The 20821-nt window shown below is 59.7% G+C and carries 17 protein-coding genes; 9 read left to right on the top strand and 8 right to left on the bottom strand.

What is annotated here, in order from left to right; translation table 11 throughout:
* Window positions 1-69: 69 nt before the first annotated feature.
* The 4 genes from IFJ82_RS02780 to IFJ82_RS02765 all read left to right on the top strand — a co-directional run bounded on the left by IFJ82_RS02780 (window position 70) and on the right by IFJ82_RS02765 (window position 4777).
* The gene (locus IFJ82_RS02780; protein WP_225578751.1) at window positions 70-1197 is read left to right on the top strand and encodes a hypothetical protein; all 1128 of its coding nucleotides are present in this window, start codon (window positions 70-72) and stop codon (window positions 1195-1197) included.
* Between the two features lie 449 nt (window positions 1198-1646).
* Window positions 1647-2177 (top strand): hypothetical protein, encoded by a 531-nt coding sequence (locus tag IFJ82_RS02775; RefSeq protein WP_003621663.1) that lies wholly within the window; start codon window positions 1647-1649, stop codon window positions 2175-2177.
* A 664-nt stretch (window positions 2178-2841) separates the two neighbouring features.
* Complete coding sequence (locus IFJ82_RS02770; RefSeq protein WP_225578750.1) at window positions 2842-3984, top strand: restriction endonuclease; 1143 nt, start codon at window positions 2842-2844, stop codon at window positions 3982-3984.
* 463 nt (window positions 3985-4447) lie between these two features.
* The gene (locus IFJ82_RS02765) at window positions 4448-4777 is read left to right on the top strand and encodes a DMT family transporter (protein ID WP_003621659.1); all 330 of its coding nucleotides are present in this window, start codon (window positions 4448-4450) and stop codon (window positions 4775-4777) included.
* 288 nt (window positions 4778-5065) lie between these two features.
* On the opposite strand, the gene IFJ82_RS02760 is transcribed toward IFJ82_RS02765, so the two are convergent.
* Window positions 5066-5533 (bottom strand): hypothetical protein, encoded by a 468-nt coding sequence (locus IFJ82_RS02760; protein WP_192265538.1) that lies wholly within the window; start codon window positions 5531-5533, stop codon window positions 5066-5068.
* 810 nt (window positions 5534-6343) lie between these two features.
* Here IFJ82_RS02760 and IFJ82_RS02755 point away from each other — a divergent pair.
* The gene (locus tag IFJ82_RS02755; RefSeq protein ID WP_075596432.1) at window positions 6344-6952 is read left to right on the top strand and encodes a glutathione binding-like protein; all 609 of its coding nucleotides are present in this window, start codon (window positions 6344-6346) and stop codon (window positions 6950-6952) included.
* 227 nt (window positions 6953-7179) lie between these two features.
* On the opposite strand, the gene IFJ82_RS02750 is transcribed toward IFJ82_RS02755, so the two are convergent.
* On the bottom strand, window positions 7180-9474 hold the full coding sequence (locus tag IFJ82_RS02750; RefSeq protein WP_192265536.1) for a prolyl oligopeptidase family serine peptidase: 2295 nt from the start codon (window positions 9472-9474) through the stop codon (window positions 7180-7182).
* Window positions 9475-9729: 255 nt separating this feature from the next.
* On the opposite strand from IFJ82_RS02750, the gene IFJ82_RS02745 reads away from it, so the two are divergent.
* Window positions 9730-11424 (top strand): DUF885 family protein, encoded by a 1695-nt coding sequence (locus IFJ82_RS02745; RefSeq protein WP_192265534.1) that lies wholly within the window; start codon window positions 9730-9732, stop codon window positions 11422-11424.
* Window positions 11425-11638: 214 nt separating this feature from the next.
* On the opposite strand, the gene IFJ82_RS02740 is transcribed toward IFJ82_RS02745, so the two are convergent.
* The 3 genes from IFJ82_RS02740 to IFJ82_RS02730 all read right to left on the bottom strand — a co-directional run bounded on the left by IFJ82_RS02740 (window position 11639) and on the right by IFJ82_RS02730 (window position 15109).
* Window positions 11639-12895, bottom strand: a complete 1257-nt coding sequence (locus IFJ82_RS02740) for a cation:proton antiporter (protein ID WP_192266298.1) — start codon at window positions 12893-12895, stop codon at window positions 11639-11641.
* A 526-nt stretch (window positions 12896-13421) separates the two neighbouring features.
* Window positions 13422-13607: a dsRNA-binding motif domain-containing protein gene (locus IFJ82_RS02735; protein ID WP_003621646.1), complete on the bottom strand. Its 186-nt coding sequence runs from the start codon at window positions 13605-13607 to the stop codon at window positions 13422-13424.
* Window positions 13608-14326: 719 nt separating this feature from the next.
* A complete protein-coding gene (locus IFJ82_RS02730) occupies window positions 14327-15109 on the bottom strand; it encodes a S24 family peptidase (protein ID WP_003621643.1) in 783 nt (260 codons plus the stop codon).
* A 56-nt stretch (window positions 15110-15165) separates the two neighbouring features.
* Between IFJ82_RS02730 and IFJ82_RS02725 the strand changes: the two genes are divergently transcribed.
* From IFJ82_RS02725 to IFJ82_RS02715, 3 genes are all read left to right on the top strand, one after another.
* On the top strand, window positions 15166-15900 hold the full coding sequence (locus tag IFJ82_RS02725) for a phosphate-starvation-inducible PsiE family protein (RefSeq protein WP_225578749.1): 735 nt from the start codon (window positions 15166-15168) through the stop codon (window positions 15898-15900).
* Window positions 15901-17336: 1436 nt separating this feature from the next.
* The gene (locus IFJ82_RS02720) at window positions 17337-17513 is read left to right on the top strand and encodes a hypothetical protein (RefSeq protein WP_003621640.1); all 177 of its coding nucleotides are present in this window, start codon (window positions 17337-17339) and stop codon (window positions 17511-17513) included.
* 231 nt (window positions 17514-17744) lie between these two features.
* Complete coding sequence (locus tag IFJ82_RS02715) at window positions 17745-17939, top strand: hypothetical protein (protein WP_003621639.1); 195 nt, start codon at window positions 17745-17747, stop codon at window positions 17937-17939.
* Window positions 17940-18082: 143 nt separating this feature from the next.
* On the opposite strand, the gene IFJ82_RS02710 is transcribed toward IFJ82_RS02715, so the two are convergent.
* From IFJ82_RS02710 to IFJ82_RS02700, 3 genes are all read right to left on the bottom strand, one after another.
* Complete coding sequence (locus IFJ82_RS02710) at window positions 18083-18667, bottom strand: GNAT family N-acetyltransferase (protein WP_192265532.1); 585 nt, start codon at window positions 18665-18667, stop codon at window positions 18083-18085.
* Window positions 18660-19703, bottom strand: a complete 1044-nt coding sequence (gene trhO, locus IFJ82_RS02705; protein WP_192265530.1) for an oxygen-dependent tRNA uridine(34) hydroxylase TrhO — start codon at window positions 19701-19703, stop codon at window positions 18660-18662. Before trhO ends, IFJ82_RS02710 begins: the two co-directional genes overlap by 8 nt.
* A 493-nt stretch (window positions 19704-20196) precedes the next feature.
* Window positions 20197-20751, bottom strand: a complete 555-nt coding sequence (locus IFJ82_RS02700; RefSeq protein WP_192265528.1) for a GNAT family N-acetyltransferase — start codon at window positions 20749-20751, stop codon at window positions 20197-20199.
* Window positions 20752-20821: the final 70 nt, after the last annotated feature.

The following is a 20821-nucleotide window of genomic DNA, read 5'->3' as shown; positions in this document are numbered from 1 at the left end:
GCGCGGCGGGTTATCATGCGCGCCTCACATGCCATGGCAGTGTCACCAGACGGAGGGAAACAGGTCGGAATGCGCATTTTTTCTGTCGTGTTTTCTGTCACGACCCCACCCGTCGCATCCACGCCTGTCGTGCCCATCCCTGTTGTATCCCCCCCTGCCGTGCCCCCCCCTGCCGTATCCATCCCTGCCCGCGCGTTGCGGGCCGTGGCGCTGGGATTAGGGCTGGGGCTGGGGCTTGCGCTCCTCCCCGCCATTGCGATGCCCGCCCGATCCGCACATGCCGCCCCGGCCATGGCCCCGGGCAATAATGGGGGCGATAATGGGGGCAATAATGGGGGCGATGGCGCGCAGGGCGGTGCCCAGGATGCCGGATGGTCGTTTTCCCCCGACGGGGCGCAGGGACAGCCGATGGTCATATCCCGGCAGAACCAGCTTGACATCATGTTCTATCGTTCTGCGTCCGGCTCGCTTGGGATGGCGGTCCATGACCTGCATAAACGCTATCGCAACCCGGCGGGCGTCACCACGGCGGGTGTGGTGATCGGCAAGTTCGAACTGGTGATGCAGATCTTCTCCAAGGGGCGGAAGTGGGATACGGCGGGCGGTGACATGAAACCCGACGCCGTGGCCGACCTGATGCAGCAGTTGCACACCGTCACCACCGGCAACCTTGTGCCGCCCGAACGCGCGCCCGTGCCATTTTCCGTTGCCGGGGCGGCCAACGCCCTGTCGCAGATGGGGGAATATGCCGCCGCCCACGCCCTGTGGATGCCACCGCCACTTGGCCCTGCGGCCGCCCCCCCCCATGCCGCGCCGCCGCTGGATATCGAAAAGCTGGCCCACCACCCCTATGACACGCAGCACGGGCGCATGGTGGCGCTGCCGCATTATCCGATTGCGCAGAACTGCGCCCGCGCACATGTGGAAATGCAGGACAGCGATACGGACTGCATCACGGCGGAACAGAAAAGTGAGGCCGCCCTTTCCACCGCGTGGGCGCATTATGACAGCGACCTGAAGGCCGCATGCCTGGGCATGGCAGGCGATGTCGGACGGCTGGAGAAATATCAGGCGCTGGAAATGTGTCTTTCACGCTATCAGGATGATCGCAGGCAGTGGCAGCTTGTCTCCGGCTCCTCCGGCAGTGACGACATCATGCCGCATGACCATCCCACGCCCCCACCCGCGACGCCCTGACGGTGGGAACAGCAGGCGGGTCATTCCGAGAAAAGACAGCCTGAAACCGAATCATTGATAATAGAAAGCTTCATTTTTGGGTTTTTATTTAATAATACAATACAGTTTGGATATTTTTGTAAATATAAACTAAAAACTTTTATAATACAGATACGTTATACATTCCATAAAATACTTATTACATTTATAATACATTCCCAACATTTTTATTGGTGACGCCTCAGGTTTCGTCCCGCACTGCCATGCATGGGCCTTGTGCCGTCCCCTGCCACCATGCCGCGCGTAAAAGCCAATACAGCGATCATTACACAACAGGACAATACTGGTTCTGTATTTTTGTAAAATAGATGCAATTTACATGCCTATTTTAAATAAATTGTGCATTTTACAAAGCACCCATATCCTTATGTAAGAATTATCATATTTCATAAAAGTAGAATATATTGCGGATGTTTAGGAATTTCACTTTCGCATGGCTGGTGCTGCTGTCCTCTGGCGGGAGTGTCCATGCCGCCCCGCCCCAATACCTGCCCGGCCCCCCACCAGACCCGCATCATGCACAGACGCGGTTCGGCGATGCCGATACCTCCAGCGGAACGCTGACCATCGCGGGACAGGCGACGACACCACGCGCGATGGGCAACGGTGCGTTATTCGTGGAAAAAGTCGGGCAGGTGGGCGATACGGATTACCTGTTGCTGACCTCGACAGGCAATGCGCTCTGTCCCGCCAGTTTTTCCATCGTGCGGGTGGATTCCGGCATGGCCACACCCACCGCATTTTTTGGCAACTGCAACGATATCCACAGGGTACAGATCGTCCATGGGCAGGACATTGCCGTCATACAGCCCGAATTCACCAGCAGCGAAGCCGACACCCCACAGGCCATCACCGTTTACAGCAACAGCACGCGACGCCTGGCGGAAAATGGCGCACTCCTTCATACTGGATGCCCCAATAATCTGTGCGATGGGTTATAGGGTTCGCTCATCCCGCGCACATTCAGGGGCGTTGCCCCCGAACCCCCACCAAAGGGTATTACCCTTTGGAAACCATGACTCCCTCTCAACAGATCAGGGTGCAGGGAGCACGCTCCCTGCCGGGGCCGGGCAGAGCCCGGAGGGGGCGTCTGTTATACGTGCAGCCTTCAGGGGCTTCGCCCCCGAACCCCCACCAAAGGGTATTACCCTTTGGAAACCATGACTCCCTCTCAACAGATCAGGGTGCAGGGAGCGCGCTCCCTGCCGGGGCCGGGCAGAGCCCGGAGGGGGCGTCTGTTATAAGTGCTGCCTTCAGGGGCTTCGCCCCCGAACCCCCACCAAAGGGTATTACCCTTTGGAAACCATGACTCCCCCTCAACAGATCAGGGTGCAGGGAGCACGCTCCCTGCCGGGGCCGGGCAGAGCCCGGATCGTGCATCTGTTATAAGTGCGGCATTCAGGGGCTTTGCCCCCGAACCCCCACCAAAGGGTATTACCCTTTGGAAACCATGACTCCCCCTCAACAGATCAGGGTGCAGGGAGTACGCTCCCTGCCGGGACCGGGCAGAGCCCGGAGGGTGCGTCTGTTATACGTGCAACTCCCCTCGCCAAGTGGAAGATTGTGGGCTAACTGTCTGGAATGACATGTGTACGAAAAGGGAACATGCTCCAGCTTTGCGCGCTGGCCATGGTGATGGGCCTGTGGGGGGGATCGGCCATGGCCCTACCCGACGGTGGGGATGCAGCCGTGGCCTATCGCGTTCCGGCGCAGGCCATCGGATGTGCAACGGCCACCGCCGCGCGGCACCTGTCGGATGGGCGCGTCGGGACGGGATGCCACCCTGCGGGTGCGGCAGTACGCTGGGTATTGGCGCAAAGGGACGGGGATGTCATCGCCCTGCGCCGGGGGGACAGCGGGCGCCATGACCGCGCGGTATATTTCCGCATGCATGATGTTACGCGCGATACCGCATCAGGCAGTATTTCAGCCCTGTGGCACGGGCTGCGCAACAGGGCCACCGCCATGCAGGCGGCCCTGTTGCAGGGGCCGGGCGGAGGGTGGGCCGCGCATCGGCACGCCCTGCACTGGCGCGCAATATTCGCGGCGGGGGCGGCGATTACCGTGGGCTGGCCGGTACTGCGCCTGATGGTGCGATGGTGGGGGCGACGGCGCGCACGCGCGATCTGTGCCGCGTTGGTCATGCAGCATGCCGATACGTTGCGCCTGCGGCGGCGGCAGTTGTTGGGCCGCAACAGTTATGGCGTTGTCAAACCGGAAAAATGGCATCGTGAACGTGATGAATTCATTGCCACCATCATGCGCCCCGCCCTGCGTCAGGCGGGACGTGCGGCGCAATGGCCCCGAATCGCCCCATGGGTCACGGCACGCATCGAACAGGTCGCGCGCGGCACGCCCCAACGACCCGATATCGTCGGGCCAGGCATGGACCCATTGGAATACGAACAGTACTGCGCCGCCGAACTGCGCGATGACGGGTGGCAGGCCGACACCACCGTAGGCAGCGGCGATCAGGGCGCGGACATCATCGCCACGCGCCGGGGCCTGCGTATGGTGGTGCAATGCAAGCTTTACAGTCGCACGGTCGGCAATGACGCGGTCCAGCAGATCAGCGCCGCGCGCGCCCATTATGATGCGGCGGTGGCGGTGGTCGTGTCCAACGCCGCCTATACCCGCGCCGCGCGGCAACTGGCACGGACCAACGGCGTATGGCTGTTGCATCATGACGAACTGCGTGGCCTTGCGCACCGGTTGAAACAGGGCGTCACCCCGGCGGTCACGGCCTGAGTCCCACGGATGGCGGCCATGCGGCCGGGATTATGTCAAACTATGTTTTTTTGTGGCCGGGATGCGCGTTATAACGCCCCCCCGATTCCATGCGTCGCCCGCATGCCAATCCCCCGGCAAAACCAGCGGCATAAGGGCTGCGGCCACGGACCAATATCCCGGTTTTTCCGGGGTTTAGTCCTGTTTGCGCGTTGTGTCGTTCGGCAGCGGCTTTTCACGCGGCATGCGACGGATATTGATAAGAAGGTGGGCAATCATGCGTGCTGAGTTGCTCATGGCTCATGTCTCCTATCTCCTCTATACATATAGAGCCTGACGAAAGCGAAGGTTTCATGCCTCATTTCAGAAAAAATCCGACATGGACTGTTACCGTCGCTGACATGGCCGGGAACGCGCCAATCCTGTAAAGGCGGCGCGGTATGCCGGGGCATGGTGCCCGCCGGCCGTTGGGAAGGACACCACCATGGCCTATCTCTATCTGGCGCTTGCCATCGGGGCGGAGGTCACGGCAACTTTCTTCCTGACCCTGTCGGATGGTTTCACCCGGCGCATGCCGTCATGCGTGACGGTGGTGGGATACCTGACCGCGTTTTATGCCCTGTCACAGGCCCTGCGCACCATTCCCACCGGCATCGCCTATGCCATCTGGTCCGGCGTCGGAACAGTCGCCATCACGCTCGTCTCGTGGGTGTGGCTGGGGCAGAAACTCAATCTCGCCGCCATCGGGGGCATGGTGCTGATTATCGCCGGGGTCATGGTGATGAACCTGTGTTCCGGCGGGTCTGGCCACTGATCCGCCGCCCGGGATAGCGGCCAGAAGAAGCGACCAGAAGAAGCCGCCAGAGGAAGCTTCCCGGGGAAGCAACCCGGGGAAGCCGCCGGAGGAGATCGCCCAAGGAAGCGACCAGAAAAAGCGGCCAGAAAAAGCAGCCGGGGGAACGCGACGCACGCACGGCCCCTGCGACGCCGCATCCATCGTCATCGCAGGGGCGTCAGGATATGGTCGGACTCATTGTCCCCATCAGGGGGCATGAGTCCGTGGCAACCATAACGTCATAAAAGGGCGCGGGGGCGGACGGCCTTATCGCCTGCCGCCATGGCCACCGCCGGGACCACCCCCACCGCCGGGGCCACCGCCCGGCCCGCCACCATGATCGCCGCCGTGACCACCCCCAAAACCGCCGCCGCCCCCCGGACCGCCACCGCCGCCGCCACCGGGGCCACCGGGGCCACCGGGTTGCCTGCCGCCGCCGAAACCGCCGCCACGGCCACCACCAAAACCGCCACCTGGGCCACCACGGCCACCATCACGGCCGCCGCCACGGCCCGGACCGCCCCAACCGGGGCCACGGCCGCGCCCACGATCGCCATAGGACGGATAACCACCATAATAATCACGCGTGTAATAGCCGCCATAACCGCCATACCCGCTGTAATAATCATATCCGCCGTAATAATTGCCGCCGTACCCGCCCGGCCCACCCGGACCGACACACGCGCACAACGCGCCAGCCATTGCCAGCACCGGCACAAGTCTGATGGGTTTCATATTACTGTCTTTCCACTGTCGATCCTGTTTCATCACAATCATCCGCCAGAACCCGGATCAGAACAAGGCGCGGGGATGGCCATCCTATGGCACGTCCCCCCATTCCCCACCGCATCCGCCTCCGGGCAGGCGGGCAGGCGGGCAGGCGGGCAGGCGGGCAGGCGGGCAGGCGGGCAGGAAACGGAAAGAGTACCCATCCATTCAATAACAAAGCGTATGCATGGCAAGACGCCACCTGAAAAGGCAGGGCCGCGCCACTGAAATCATCAAGGTTCCCGGTCAATCTTTTTTCAAAAATCCTTGGGAAACTTCGCATCTTGAAAAAATCACATCAGATGGAAACGTTCCCGATTGACACAAAAACCCGATCCTGCCCCCCCCTTGGGAAACCCGTCAATTCCGGTACCTATACCTGCCTATTTCATTCATTAAGAGACTGTTTGAAAAGTCAGGCGCGATAACATCCTGAAATTATAAAGGTTTTTGGTGAAGCTTTTTCCAAAAAGCTTCGAAAGACGCCACCTTTCTGAAAAAAGGCAGCACCCAGAAACTTTTCTTGTTTTTTATCAATGAGTTGTTTTCAAACACTCTCTAATGTAGGAAACCGCACAAGAGGCTCCCGCCCATGTTGCCAGAGCGTGCCTTACTGACGATTTTCCTTGCTCCATGGCCCATCACGGCGGTCTCCGCGCGGCCCACCTGTCTGTCGGGGGTTACTTTGCACGGCGCACGGCATGTGCAACCCTCACATCCCGAACGGGGCGGCCCACACGCCACCCCGATCCACCGAGACAGACAGGAAGTCACGCCATGAAACTGTATTACGCCCCGGGCGCATGTTCACTTGCCGCGCATATCATCCTGAATGAAACCGGCCTGCCCCATCAGGTGGAACGGGTGGACCTGAAGGCTAAGAAAACCGCCAGCGGCGGCGACTATCTCAGCATCAATCCACGCGGCGCGGTGCCCGCGCTGGAGGTCGCACCGGGCGAGGTCCTGACGCAGAATGTGGCGGTCCTGACCTATATCGGCGCACAGTCTGACATTGCGGCCCTGCATCCCGCCCCCGGTTCACTGGCGCAGTATCGCCTGCTGGAGGCCATTGGCTTTTGCGAGGACGTACACGCCGCCTTTGCCCCGCTGTTCGCGCCCGACCTGCCCGATACGGTGCGTGAACGACAGTTCGCCAACATCAAGCGCCGCCTGACACAGGTGGAGGCGATCCTGAGCGCCAGCGGCGACGACCATATGCTGCCGGTTGGATTCACGCAGGCCGATGCCCTGCTGGCTGTGATCCTGAGCTGGGCGCCGCACGTCAATGTGGACCTCTCCCCCTACCCCGAGGCCAGCGCCCTGCGCGAACGGGTATTCGCCCGCCCCGCGACGCAAAAGGCGCTGAAGGAAGAAGGGCTGGCCTGATCCCGCGCATCCGTCAACGGGCGCGGCGCGGGCCATTACGGACGCGACAGGTGGTGTGCCCCCTGGGGATTGTTTGAAAACAAGAAAAGTTTTTGGGTGCTGCCTTTTGATCGAAAAAGGCGACGTCTTCTGAAGCTTTTTAGAAAAAGCTTCACCAAAAACCTTTATGAGTTCAGGGCGTTATCGCGCCTGACTTTTCAAACAGTCCCTTATGGGGCTGTGCGTCGCTATTGTACGGGCACGGCCCCCGATGACGGGTGCAGGTACTGATCCAGAAACCGCACCAGTTGGGTATAGGCAAAGCGCGTCTGGGGCAGGTTTTCCATATCCCACGGATGGTTCGCACCCGGCAGGGTGACAAGCGCGAACATTTTACCCTGTGCGATCATGCGCTGCGCCATCGCCATGGTATCGGCATACAACACGACCTCGTCACGTGTGCCGTGGATGATCATCAGCGGATCGCGCAGGCCGTCAGTATGATACAGCGCCGACTGCCGCTGGTACCGCGCGGGGAAATCCGACCCGGCGGGCGGCCCCATGATCCATTCCTGTTCGGGATAGGCATGCGCGACATTGCTGGCCGGTGCGCCCGCCACCCCGACGGCATAAAAACCGGGTTTGGTAAACAGTGACATCAATGTCATCAGCCCGCCATAGCTCGACCCCCAGATGCCGATGCGCGCCGGATCGGCATAGCCGCGATCGACCATGAACCGCGCCCCGTCCTGCAGGTCATTGACATCCAGCACCCCGTACTGGCCCAGCATCGGGCGGTTCCATGCCTTTCCCCGGCCAAAACTGCCACGGATGCCCGGATTGATGACGATATACCCGCGCGACACCAGATACTGGTCCAGCCCCCATGTCGGATGGGCGTTGCGGCCGCCCCACTGGTCACGCACCGCATCGGAATAAACCGACCCGACGATCATGGGATAGCGGCGGCTGGCGTCATAATCGGGCGGCAGCATGACCCGCATGGTCAGCAGCGCGCCGTCCACATGGCTTTTGTAATCCATGTAGCGCACATCGGCCCATCGCCGCGCGTCGAACGACGGCAGGGGGGAATGCGTCACACGGCCAAAGGACGGGGTACCGGCGCCCAGAGCCGCGACATACAGGTCCGGCGGCGTGATGTCGTTGCTGAACCGGTCGGCAACATGGTCGAACCCGGGGGAAAACACGACCTCATGCGTGCCGTGCGTCCGGGTCAGCAGTTCGGGCGTCCCGCCCTCCATCCCGACGCGATAAACCTGCCGCTGCGCATAGCCGGTCTGGTTTGCGGTGAAATACAGCCGCCCATGCACCGGGTCCGCCACAAAGGATTCGATTTCCCACGGCCCCTGCCCCGGCATCACGCGCGTGATGGCGCGGGGACGCGCGCCGATGGTGGGAATGTGATAAAGCTGGTTATACCCGTACCGGTTGGTCAACACGACCAGCCCCTGCCCCCGTGGCGCCCATGCCACCTGCCAGTCGGGGCGGACCTGCGCCGGGTCGGCAAAGCGGTAGAACACCTGCCGCCGCCCGGTTGGCACGTCGTAAATATCGATGGCGTGATGCTTGATCGTCAGGTCGCTCTGATTAACGAACAGGGACCGCCCATCCGGCGACAGGCCGAAATTCCACACCGGGTCCTGCGCATTGTCACGCGCCATCCAGCGCGGCGCCCCACCCGCGACATCGACCACCCCGACCGCGAAACCGGTATCGGGATCACCGGGAAACGCGCGGGTCACATGGTCATGATGGACCTGCCCGTCATGGTCGTAATCAATTTCCACCTTATGCACGGCACGGTTATCGGCCATGACGACGGCAATCCGGTCGGAGGCCGGGCTCCATTCCATCCGGTCCACACCGTTATCGGCGGTACCGGGCACCACGATGCGCGCGGGTGTGGACGCGGCCTGCCCCATGTCACGCAGCCATAATGCCCCATCCGACACGAACGCCAGCCACCGCCCGTCGGGCGACGGCGATATCTGCCCCACACCATGGCGCACGATTTCCAGCACACCCACATGGCCATGCAGGTCCGCCACCCGCAACGCGCCATCCATCACAAAGGCCATGCGCCCGTCAGGCAGCCAGGCAAGCTGCGTCACGCCCACGCCCTTTGCCTTGCCATGGGCGGCCTCGTCCATATGCGTCACCTGCTGCACCACGCCTGTCTCGGCCTCGTACACCCAGATGTCGCGAAACGCCGTGCCATGGTCATTCCATGCAAAAGCCAGACGCGCGCCATCACGCGACCAGGCGTAATATTCGGGCGACGTGCCGATGATGCTCTGTTGCGCATACAGGCCCGCAATCGTCAGCGGCGGCGGAAGACGTGACGGATGTGTATCTGACGCCGCGGCATGCGCCACGGGCGCGGCACACAGCGCGGGCGTCGCCGCCAGCAGGGATGCAAGCAGAACAAGGGCGGCGGGCCGCCGGTATGGCCCATGGCGGGTGTTATGGCCGGTGTCATGGCCGGTATCATGCCGGGTGTCATGGCGTGTGATTCTCATCATGGCCCATCTAACGGCGCGCAGAGGTGCGTGGCAATATCGTTTCTGCCGCGCCCGGAATATTTGCGCCCGTGGTATTGATGAAAGTAATGGACATCCACCCATGCCGGTTTTTTCAACAAATCCGGCGTCTGTGACGATTTGCGCGAAAAGATTCGCCAGACCACCTTAAATGTCCACCACGCGCGGGCAGGAATTGACACCCTGTATCCGGTGCGGGCAACGTATGACATCATATCGTAACGATCGGGAACAGGAATGCTGCAAGAAATTCTCAGGCACCGCGCAAAGGCCCTGCTGTGCGCGGGGGCCATTATTTTGTTGCCCCAATGCAACATTCTGGCCACCCCGGCACATGCCACCAGCGCACAGCTACAGACGCTGTTTACCGACTGGCGCGCGCTTGCCTCGCCGGAACAGCGCGACGGGGCGCCGGATTATGACGCAAAGGCCCTGTCGCATAAAAAAGACGGCCTGAAACAGATGCAAAAGCGTCTGGCCGCGCTGGATCACACAGGCTGGACCACCGACGACGATATCGACGCGCGCCTGATTGCCGCTGAAATGAACGGGCTGGATTTCGACCTGCGGGTGCGCCGCCCATGGGCGCGCGATCCCGGATATTTCGCCACCATCTTTGCCGAGGAAAGCGACGTCCCCGCGCATGAAGGCCCGTCGGCCGATACGATCGACCTGTTCCATTACGATTATCCACTTTCACCCCAGGCGGCGCAGGACCTTGCCGCGCGCCTGTCGGGGGTGCCCACGCTGCTGGCGCGTGCGCATGGGTGGCTGGCGAAAAGCAACGCCGCCGACCTGTGGAAATATGGCGACCGCGATTTCCGCCGGCAGGCCAAGGTGCTGTCCGCGCTGCTGGATGGATCGCTGAAGATGCGCACCCTGGAGGGGCAGAAGGCCGCAACCCTGGAGGGCGCGGGCCCGCAGGTGCGTGAGGCGGCGCAAAAGGCGCTGGCGGCGACGCAGGATTTCGCGAACTGGATCGCGGCCCAGGCCCCGACCAAGACCGGCCCGTCCGGCGTGGGCAAGGACAATTACAACTGGTACATGAAAAATGTGCAGCTTGTCCCCTATAGCTGGGACGAGCAGGTTACGCTGTTACGGCGCGAACTGGAACGCGCGCAGGCGTCCCTGCGGCTGGAGGAACTGCATAACCGCAACCTGCCGCCGCTGAAACCCATTGACAATGCCGTGGCCTATCGCAAATACGCCACGACGAAAATGCAGCAGTTCACCGATTTCATCATCAAGTCGGGGCTGGTGCCCGACCAGCCTTATTACCGTGCGGCGATGGCGGCGCAGACCCTGGATTACACCGCGCCGGGGGATCGCAATTTCTTCCTCAGGATCACGGCACTCGACCCGTGGCCGCTTTATTCCCATGACATCCACTGGACGGAACTGGCGCGGATCAAGGACGATCCCAATCCCGACCCGATCCGCCGTGGTGCGCCCCTGTTCAACATCTATGCCGCGCGATCCGAAGGGTTCGCCACCGCGTACGAGGAAATCGTGATGCAGGCGGGCCTGTATGACCACGAACCGCGCGGGCGCGAACTGGTATGGATCATGCTGGCCAACCGTGCGGCGCGCGGGCTTGCGTCATTGTATGTGCAGGCGAACCAGATGGACCTTGCCACGGCGGGACGGTTCCATGCGTCATGGACGCCACGCGGCTATTCCGATCCCAACAGTTCCCTTGTCGGGTTCGAACAGCTTTTGTACCTGCGCCAGCCCGGATACGGCACCAGCTATGTCACCGGCAAGCTGATGTTCGATCAGTTGATTTCCCGACAGGCGCATGAGGCGGAGGCCGCAGGACGCCCGTTCGATGTCCGCACCACGTTCGCGGGCATCGCCGCGACCGGCATCGTGCCATGGCCGCTGGTGGAAGAAGCGCTGCTGCCGGCACAGGCACTGGCGAACGCGCCCTAAAGTCCGGGGGACTGGACAGGGGAACTGGACAGGGAAACGGGGCGGGGACGGGATGGCCCGGCCCCAGACCATGTCGCAAAACAGACCATGTCGTAAAACAGGCCATGTCGCAAAACCGGTGCCGGGTGTCGCCTTTTCCCAAGAGGGCGACACCCGCACACGGCCATGGCGAAACCGTGGCGCACGGCACCCGCCGCACCACCAGCAACCTTCATCACGATGGGTCAGGGCCACCTGCATGGCCGGAGGGATAAAGCCGGCGGGCCACCCGTTCCATGCTCAATCCCTGCACGATGATGGTGAACACCACCACGCCATAACAGACCGGCAGCAGCAGGTCGCGCAACGCGCCCCCCGGCAGACCCAGCGCCAGCGAGACCGAGATCCCGCCACGCAGCCCGCCCCATGTCAGGATACCAAGGGCACGGCCGCGTTCCCAATGCCGCAGATGGACCGGCAGGATCGACAGCAGCACACTCAATGCCCGCGCGGCAATCGACAGCGGAATGATGGCAAGCGTCGCCAGCACCGTAAACAGGCGTGGCGTGATCTCAAGGATTTCAAAACCGATCAACATGAACAGCAAGACGTTCAGCACCTCGTCAATCAGTGTCCATGGCATGTCGAGTTCCGCGCGCGATGCCCCGTTATGGCCCGAGCCAAAGCACAGCCCGGCCATGACAACGGCAATCGCGCCCGACATGCCAAGGTGGGTGGCGAGGCTGAAGCTTCCGGTCGCCAGCGCCAGCGACGCCAGCAGATCAATATGCGGGTCCCGCTGTCCCCTGATGACACACAGTACGCCCCATCCGGTCAGTGCGCCCAACAGCCCGCCACCAATCGCCTCGCGGCAGAAGCTCAGGGCGATGTCCAGCGCGCTGACCCCATGGCTGTCACCGGTGGCAAGCCCGACGGTCACACCGAAAATGACCACGCCCACGCCGTCATTAAACAGGCTTTCCCCCGCGAAAACCGCCTGGAGCGGTCCCGGCAGCCCAAGGCGTTTGAGCATGCCGACAACCGAAACCGGGTCGGTGGGGGCCAGGATGGCGCCAAGGACGATGCACCATGCAAAGGGAACGGCATGCCCCAGCAGGGCAAAGACAGACCACGCCGCGACCGATAACAAGGCAACGGCCAGCACGGTCCCCAGAACCGACAGGGCGGCCACGGATGCAAGCCGTGCGCGCAGGTGCCCGACATCCACCTGCATGGCCCCCGCGAACAAAAGGAGCGACAGCGCGCCATTCAGAAGTGACGTGGGCAGGTTTACGGCCCCCAGCACAGAACGTGGAAGGGCCTGAAGGTCATAAGACGGGATCAACAGGTTCAGGATCATGAGCAGCAGGGAGGCCAGCAATGAAAACACCAGCACACCGATCGTCACCGGCAGGCGTAATGTGTGGTGATTGAGGATGCTGAACCCTGCCGAAAGCGTCAGGAGCAGGGCAAGGAGGCTGATGGTATCCATGCCGTCATTGCTGGCGGCTTCCACATCCTTCGTCAAGGAAAACCGCCCCGTCCTGACAAACATCCGGCTAAAAAATAAAAAATCTTGGGGAAACTTTTTTAGAACACATTGGGAGAATATGATATTTCAATAAAAGTAAAAATATAAATCATTGACTGCAAAATTTAAATTTTACCAATATATCATTTAATCACAACTGTCATTTTTATATTTATCATATAATAACTTCCAAAGATTTTTTGGAAAATATTTACTGAAAAGTTTTGTTATTTTCTAAAGAGACTGTTTGAAAACACATCATTGATAAAAAGAAAAGTTTCTGGGGGCCGCCTTTTGATCGAAAAAGGCGGCGTCTTCTGAAGCTTTTTGGAAAAAGCTTCACCAAAAACCTTTATGATTTCAGGATGTTATTAATCCTGAATTTTCAAACAGCTTCTAAGGTATTATTCTGGTTTTCAAACCATGTCCCAAAAGAAAGGGCCGGACCCTTTCGGACCCGGCCCCTTCTGCCTGATTGCCCTGTCGATCAGGCGACGGTGCGTCCGTCTTCCTTCGCCAGTTCCTTGACACGGCGCAGGAAAGACACGGCATAGTCATCGCCTTCCATCTTGGACGAAAAGCCGCCAAGCGTCGTCGTCAGGCCGCCCACGCTTACGGTGATGGAAAACTTACCCTGTGCGTCGGGGCCCTGCGTTTCTACGGTTTTGCTCATGTCTGTATCCCCCATGGTTCATGACGGGCCAGTGCGGCCTGCTGTCATGATATTATGGGGATGACCACCCCACAGTTCCATGCCATCGCCGCGCATGACTGCGCGGTGCGAACAGCATATGGATGTTTGACCGACATCATGGAAAACACGCCATGCATGGGGGCGGTGCCCCAGATTCCCCGCCATTGCCATCATGCGTGCCCCGTCATCAAACCGTGCCGTGTTTTGCACCTGTCCCGGACGGCCTGTATCGCAAAAATCTCGGTAAAGGACTGTTTTAAAACACCCGATCAAGAGAAAACGGGAACATTTCCGGCGTTACCCTGTTTTTTTAAAGTCAGGCGCAATAATATCCTGAAATCATAAAAGTTTTTGGTGAAGCTTTTTCCAAAAAGCTTCAGAAGACGTCACATGTTTGAAAAAAGGCGGCACCCAAAAACTTTTCCTGTTTTTTATCAATGATGTGTCTTCAAACAGCCAGCCAACTCCATTTCATCCGCACACATGGGCGCACGATAAATATGACAGGCCACTGCCGGGATCTCCGTGCCGCGCCACGGGGGGTGTTCATGCCCGATCCGGCAGACCGTCAGAAACGGTTCACAACCAACAGATGGCGCAGGAATGGAAAACCATTTCCGGGGGATTGCTGGAACAGGCTTCGCCATCAACTTTCAGGATTGCCACGACTTACGGGCTGAGACGTTTCAAACCGCCCCTTACTTCCACATCCATTTGCCAACCACGCGGCCATTGATGACCAGGTCCGCGATATCGACCTCATCCATGGGATAGGTGGGATTGATGCTGATGATGCGAATGCGCGGCGGGTTGGAATGGGGCACCAGCATCAGTTGCTTGAGCACGACGCCAAGCCCGTTCCACAGCACATACACCCCATCGGGCGACGGCACGCGATGCGCGGTATCGACCATCACACGTTCCCCCGCCATGAAGTCGGGTTCCATCGAATTGCCCGATACCCGCAGGATCACAAGCGCCGACGGGTCGGAAACATAATTTTCGACAAACGCGCGCGGCATGTGCCACGCCGCAACGCTGGCATGGCCTTCGCCCGCACCACTGTCGGTTTCACCCACGATCGCACCGCTGCCGGCATGGGGGGCGATATCATATTCATTGATGGTGACGGTGCCGTCCGCATTGCGGCGCGGGGCCTGCGCGCGCGCGGCGCGTTCGATCCCTTCATTCAGGTCCGATCCACCGGGAATGACACCCGACAGGGCCCAGACCTCGTTCGCGGCAATGGGCGGGTCCCCCCGTTCGCTCAGCAGCGGGACGAGCCGACGCACGAGGTCAACCGGCAGATAGTCCTTCTTCAGCTTGTGTTCATAAAAGGAATAGGAAGAAAATTTGTTTCCCATCCCCAGATCCTGCGCCAAGGCCCGGACGCTGTAGCCCGCACGTTCGCGCAATGCCTTCAGCCGTGCGGAAACGGGTTGATATTCCGGGCACGGGGGGGGGGACGATGATGCTGCCATGGGAAATGTCATGTCCGATCAGGGCGGGGAAAGTCCAGTCCCTTGCAGGCCTGCCCATGCATAATTTCACCCGCCGCCATCAGGCGCAAGGTTCATCACGCCCCGGCGGCCAGGAATTTTCCCCCATCGTGTGGACATGGTATGACATGATACAGCCGCGGCGCGTGCATCCGCCGCTGCATTTGCGTCCATCCCCACACATCGCCAAGGAGCGTATGCGCCCGATGATAACACGCCTGCCCGGCCTGTTCCGGATTTCCCACCTGTTCGACCTGTTCGAAGAAGGCGTCATGCTGGTGCTGACGTTGCTGATTGTCGTGATCGCGGGGGTATCGCTGGTCCATGTCGTCATCGCGGTGGGACAGATGCTGCTGGGGATCGGGATGACCCCCACCAGCCCCGAAGTCATCCAGAGCATCTTCGGCATGTTCTTCACCGTCCTGATCGCGCTGGAGTTCAAGCATTCGATCCTTGTCCTGCCCGATGCACAGCCCCACAGCATGATCCGCATGCGTTCCGTCCTGCTGATCGGGATGCTGGCGACGGTGCGCAAGTTCATTGTCCTTGACCTCAAGGAAGTGAATGTCATGGAAATGCTTGCGCTGTCGGCCTCGATCCTGGCGCTGGGTATCGTCTACTGGCTGGTGCGTCCGCAAATGCCGTCCACACCCGATGACATGGCCCATGGCGTGCCACCAGACATGCCCCATGACATGCCCCGGCACACGGACCAGAACACGGACCAGCACGTGGCGCAGACCGTATCGCGGAACATTGCCACACCTGAATGAACAGGCCCCCGGTCCGGCCGCCCCAAACCATGGGGATACGTGATGGGACATGAAGCCGGGCCGCCTATTGGGGCGCTGACTGGGGTGCCTTAGAGATTGTTTGAAAACAGGTCATTGATAAAAAACAGGAAAAGTTTTTGGGTGCTGTCTTTTGATCGAAAAAGGCAGCGTTTTTCGAAGCTTTTCAGAAAAAGCTTCACCAAAAACCTTTATAATTTCAAGGTGTTATCGAGCCTGACTTTTCAAACAGTCTCTTACCGGGGCCAGCAAAGGAACAGGCGCCCGCCCCCTTGCGCAATCGAGAGCCATCTTTTGGGACACGCTGTGTGCAAAAGTCCGGTTTACTCTGCCGCCTGTCTGCAACAATCCTCCGGCGGACCTGTTTCATGGCCTTGGCGGGCTTGCTGGATTGGGGACGAAAATCGCGCCTGCATGTCATTTTCACACAGGAAGACCACACCCCTTGATGCATCAATTCATAATATGCCTGTTTTTCCGGCAGATCATTTCAGGAATATGCCCAACCTGACAGGAAATTAGGGGCTACCTGAAAAAGCAGGGGCGATAACATCCTGACATTCCAAAGGGTTTTAGTGGGTATTTTCCTGAAAATCTTTAGAAGACGCCGCCTTTTTAAAAAAAGGCGGCACCCAAAAACTTTTATCATTTCAGGAGGTATGCTGATTTTCTTTTCAAGAGGATGGTATTTTATCATGATTCGGCAACACATCACTTCCCAAAAAAAACATCTCTATTGAAAAATACATAATCCACGCATGGGTTTTTATAAAATATTTACAAATTCCTTTTAATATTTCGTCAGACTGAGAACTTTTGCAAAAGACATCGGGATAGTCTTTCCATTTTCATACCAGCCAAATTATAAATTCTCTGCAAATTACAAATGGAAGTCGATCCCCCCGATCCTCCAAGCTATTTGAAATTTTGCACCAAGCCCCCTGAAATAATAAAAGTTTTTGGTAAAGCTTTTTCCAAAAAGCTTTGAAAGTCACAAACATTCCAAAAACCCAGAATAACGTCTGAAATGATCCACCAATAAACAATGGAGAAATATTTTTAGTATTGCCTGTCGATCGGAAAAGGCGACGTCTTTCGAAGCTTTTTGAAAAAAGCTTCACCAAAAACTTTTATGATTCCGCGATCTTATCGGACTTACCTTTTCAAACAGCCTCTTATACTCCCATCACATCACCGTGCAGGGATCGTGCTGCGTACCGGGTTGGGGCAGCGGGCGGATATTCTATGCACCACAGGCGGCAACAGGCCGCAACCATTTGCACATCATGCCCTTATGGATGGCCGGCGCGTGTTGGACGCCACATGGGCCGTGCCCCTCACGCCTTCTTGACGTGGGGACAGGGGGCGGCTTTGCTGGGGGCACAGGGATCACCCGATTACGGACAGGAGGGCACATAATGGCTTTTAAGGACGGTGACGTCGTCATGATACGCAAGGACGCGATATCGGACCCTGAATGGAGCGGGACGCGCGGCACCGTGGTGGAAATCATTGATAACGGGCAGATGCGCGTGCGTTCCGACCAGACGGGCGATGACAAATGGTTTACCCCTGAACAGGTTGTCTCTGGGTGATCCTGTCTCTGGGTGATCCTGGCCTTTGCCGGGCGAAACCGGGGCGTGGCGCGCGGGCTCACGCCCTTTTTTTCATGCCTGCCGCGTTTTCATGACATTGCATGCGTAACGCGGGCACGGGCCATGTGTTGTGTGCGGGGCGCCTTGGACGCAGGTGGCGGCATGATGATAGGATGATGGCCGGTTGCCCGCTTTCGGGACAAACCGACGGAGGCGTAAGGCAGAAACACGATGGATCGCGGCAAGATTGTAAAATGGGGCACCATCCTTTCGCTGCTGCTGATGATCGGCAGCGTCGGCGTGCTGGTACGCGGCATGACGCCCGACGGGATCGGCCCCATGGCATGGATGGTGGCAGAGGGGCTGGCCGGGCTTGGCCTGCTGGGTCTGGGCATCATCAACATCACCGGGGGACGGGATAAATAGTACCGGCCACACACCGGTATACCTCTCCTGCCACCCTCCCCTGCCGCGCCACTCCATGGGGCGCGTCTGGCGGGGTTCTGAAACAGCTTCGCATCACAGCATATTTCTGAAAAAATCCGGCGACAGGTGCCTGTGGCCTGTCCCTATGCCGCGCGGCCGGCCGGGTCGTCCGACAGGATGGCCCAGCGTTCGTGGTCACGCCATGCGCCGTCGATGAACAGGTAACGCGGCGAAAATCCCTCGCACCGGAACCCGACACGCCGCACCAGCGCGCGGGATGGCAGGTTGGCGGGCTGTATGTTGGCCTCCAGCCGGTGCAGGCCCATCGCATCGAACGCGTGGCGCACGGTCATGCGCAGCGCCTGCGTCATCAGGCCGCGCCGCGCCTGGGCCTTCATCGCGTAATATCCCAGATAGGCGCTGCAGAACGTGCCATGGACGATCTGGCTTAGTGTCAGCACGCCGATCACGCCGTCCGCGCCCGCCATGTCATCGCGCCGCGCCACCAGTGCGACATTGGCCCCTGTCACCACCTGATGAAACCATTTTACAAAACCGTCATGGTCGGTAAAGGGCGCGACCCATGGCGCATGGAAATCGCGGCTGGCGATATTGGCCGCCACAAGGTCATCTTCATCCATGCGCGTGACGGGCGCCACCATCACCCCCGTATCATGCGCGCCCCCATCCGACCGGTCGGGAAAGGCCGCAGGGGCGGGATCATCCATGCCCATCATCCCTATCCCCACCCGCCGCACCTGTCGCACCTGTCGCACCACGACGCGCGGGCATTGCGCCAAGGTGGTTTTCGCCCCGCGCATGCGCCATGCGGGCCTGTCGTTCACGTTCGGCATAGCGGGCGCGCTGGATATCGTCGCGCGCGTCATGGCAGGCGGGGCAACTGACCCCCGGCACATACAGGGCGGAGGCCTGATCCGCCACGCTGACGGGCATGCGGCAGGCATGGCACGGCACATGGGTGCCGGGGCGCAAATCGTGGGTAACGCTGACGCGCTGGTCAAAGACGAAGCATTCGCCCTCCCACATGCTGTGGGCCTCTGGCACGGTTTCAAGGTATTTCAGGATGCCGCCACGCAGGTGGAACACATCGTCGATCCCTTCGGCACGGACAAAGGCCGTCGCCTTTTCACACCGGATGCCCCCGGTGCAGAACATCGCGATTCTGGGCGCACGGCCACGCGCCATCATCTCCGCCCGTCGCGCCCGGAACCATGCGGGAAATTCACGAAACGACCGGGTGGCGGGATTGATCGCACCCGCGAATGTACCGATCGCGACCTCGTAATCATTGCGCGTATCGATCACGATGGTATCAGGGTCCGAAATCAGGTCGTTCCACTGTGCGGCCTCCACATAATGACCGGCATCATGGCGCGCATCAATGTTGGGCACGCCCATCGTCACGATCTCGCGCTTGGGACGGACCTTCATGCGGTGGAACGGCACACTGGCGGCGCGGGTTTCCTTGACATCCAGACCCGCGCATCCCGGCAATGCACGGATATGCGCCAGCACATGGCCGATCCCCGCATCGCTGCCCGCAATGGTGCCGTTGATCCCCTCTGCCGCGATCAGCAGCGTCCCACGCACGCCCTGTTCGGCGCATACCCGTTCCAGCGGCGCGCGCAGGGCAAGGTGATCGGCAAACGGGGTAAAGCAGTACAGCGCCGCAATCCGCACCGGCAGGGCAGTGCCGGCAGCCGTGTCGGGGGTGGTGGAAGGGGCGGGCGCGGTGCTGGTCATGGGGCGAAACCCTGAAAACGGGGGGACAACCCCACCGCCATATCAGGCCGCCGCGCGATCTCCAAGCGGCATCGGGGGATGCGTGCGACATTTGCCGATTATGCGTGCCCCGCGCCTTGGTATGCCTGCCCCATGGTGGAAGGCCATCGGCAACATGCCCCCCTGGTCAACAGACTGTTTAAAAAGTCAGGATCAATAATATCCTGAAGTTATAAAGGTTTTTGGTGAAGCTTTTTCCAAAAAGCTTCAGAAGACGCCGCCTTTTTAAAAAAAGGCGGCACCCAAAAACTTTTCCTGTTTTCTATCAATGTTTTTTTTCAAACACTCTCCAAGGAACAGGAAATATCATTTATTAATTTAATACTATAAAACAATGACCATTTTGACAAATATTTCTGGAAAAATACCTGTCAAAATTCATTGTTTCAATTCTGTATTGGCACATGACTTTCAGACAACCTGTGCAGCACGCCTGCCGCGCGGGGCGGTGCGCTTATGCCATGGCCTCCGTCGCCGGACGTGCCAACATCACGCATGCCGCATTGCGATATGTGCATTCCCCTGTCGGGTGGTACCCCATCCGCGCCGCCAGTCGCAGGGAGGGATGGTTGTCCGGGTCGATGATGGCCACCGTGCGTTGTGGGCCATGGGTGCGCGCGAACCAGTCATGGGCGGCGCGCGCGGCCTCTGTCGCATATCCGTGACCATGGGCGGCGGCGGCCATGATCCACGCCACCTCCGGGCAGCGATCGAACTCCGCCCCCAACCCGCGATGGAAATCCGCCAGCCCCACATCGCCCAGGAACCGGCCATCCGCCCGGTTGAACACGCCAAACAGGCCATATCCCAACGCCGACCAGTGCCCGATATAACGCAGGAGGCGATTCCAGGACTCCTCCTCGCTTGGCAAAGGGGAACTGAGGAAGCGGCGCGTGCCTTCATCAAGGAACATCGCGCGCCATTCATGAAAATCCGACAGGCGATGCGGGCGCAGCAGCAGACGCGGCGTCTCGATCACGGGCTGGGTCAGGGTCAGGGGATCGGCCATTTTCTTTCCACGGTCTGTATCGCCCACAGGGGCAGTGCCAGATACATATCATGGATTGCAAAGACCGACG

The organism is Novacetimonas hansenii (genome assembly GCF_014843995.1).
GTDB classification, from domain to species: domain Bacteria; phylum Pseudomonadota; class Alphaproteobacteria; order Acetobacterales; family Acetobacteraceae; genus Novacetimonas; species Novacetimonas hansenii.
This window is presented reverse-complemented; position numbering and strand designations above follow the sequence as displayed.

Bases quoted from the DNA above. Each gene is read 5' to 3' on its own strand.
- IFJ82_RS02780 (WP_225578751.1), top strand. From the start codon at position 70: ATGCGCATTTTTTCTGTCGTGTTTTCTGTCACGACCCCACCCGTCGCA.
- IFJ82_RS02775 (WP_003621663.1), top strand. From the start codon at position 1,647: ATGTTTAGGAATTTCACTTTCGCATGGCTGGTGCTGCTGTCCTCTGGC.
- IFJ82_RS02770 (WP_225578750.1), top strand. From the start codon at position 2,842: ATGCTCCAGCTTTGCGCGCTGGCCATGGTGATGGGCCTGTGGGGGGGA.
- IFJ82_RS02765 (WP_003621659.1), top strand. From the start codon at position 4,448: ATGGCCTATCTCTATCTGGCGCTTGCCATCGGGGCGGAGGTCACGGCA.
- IFJ82_RS02760 (WP_192265538.1), bottom strand. From the start codon at position 5,533: ATGAAACCCATCAGACTTGTGCCGGTGCTGGCAATGGCTGGCGCGTTG.
- IFJ82_RS02755 (WP_075596432.1), top strand. From the start codon at position 6,344: ATGAAACTGTATTACGCCCCGGGCGCATGTTCACTTGCCGCGCATATC.
- IFJ82_RS02750 (WP_192265536.1), bottom strand. From the start codon at position 9,474: ATGATGAGAATCACACGCCATGACACCCGGCATGATACCGGCCATGAC.
- IFJ82_RS02745 (WP_192265534.1), top strand. From the start codon at position 9,730: ATGCTGCAAGAAATTCTCAGGCACCGCGCAAAGGCCCTGCTGTGCGCG.
- IFJ82_RS02740 (WP_192266298.1), bottom strand. From the start codon at position 12,895: ATGGATACCATCAGCCTCCTTGCCCTGCTCCTGACGCTTTCGGCAGGG.
- IFJ82_RS02735 (WP_003621646.1), bottom strand. From the start codon at position 13,607: ATGAGCAAAACCGTAGAAACGCAGGGCCCCGACGCACAGGGTAAGTTT.
- IFJ82_RS02730 (WP_003621643.1), bottom strand. From the start codon at position 15,109: ATGGCAGCATCATCGTCCCCCCCCCCGTGCCCGGAATATCAACCCGTT.
- IFJ82_RS02725 (WP_225578749.1), top strand. From the start codon at position 15,166: ATGCATAATTTCACCCGCCGCCATCAGGCGCAAGGTTCATCACGCCCC.
- IFJ82_RS02720 (WP_003621640.1), top strand. From the start codon at position 17,337: ATGGCTTTTAAGGACGGTGACGTCGTCATGATACGCAAGGACGCGATA.
- IFJ82_RS02715 (WP_003621639.1), top strand. From the start codon at position 17,745: ATGGATCGCGGCAAGATTGTAAAATGGGGCACCATCCTTTCGCTGCTG.
- IFJ82_RS02710 (WP_192265532.1), bottom strand. From the start codon at position 18,667: ATGGATGATCCCGCCCCTGCGGCCTTTCCCGACCGGTCGGATGGGGGC.
- trhO (WP_192265530.1), bottom strand. From the start codon at position 19,703: ATGACCAGCACCGCGCCCGCCCCTTCCACCACCCCCGACACGGCTGCC.
- IFJ82_RS02700 (WP_192265528.1), bottom strand. From the start codon at position 20,751: ATGGCCGATCCCCTGACCCTGACCCAGCCCGTGATCGAGACGCCGCGT.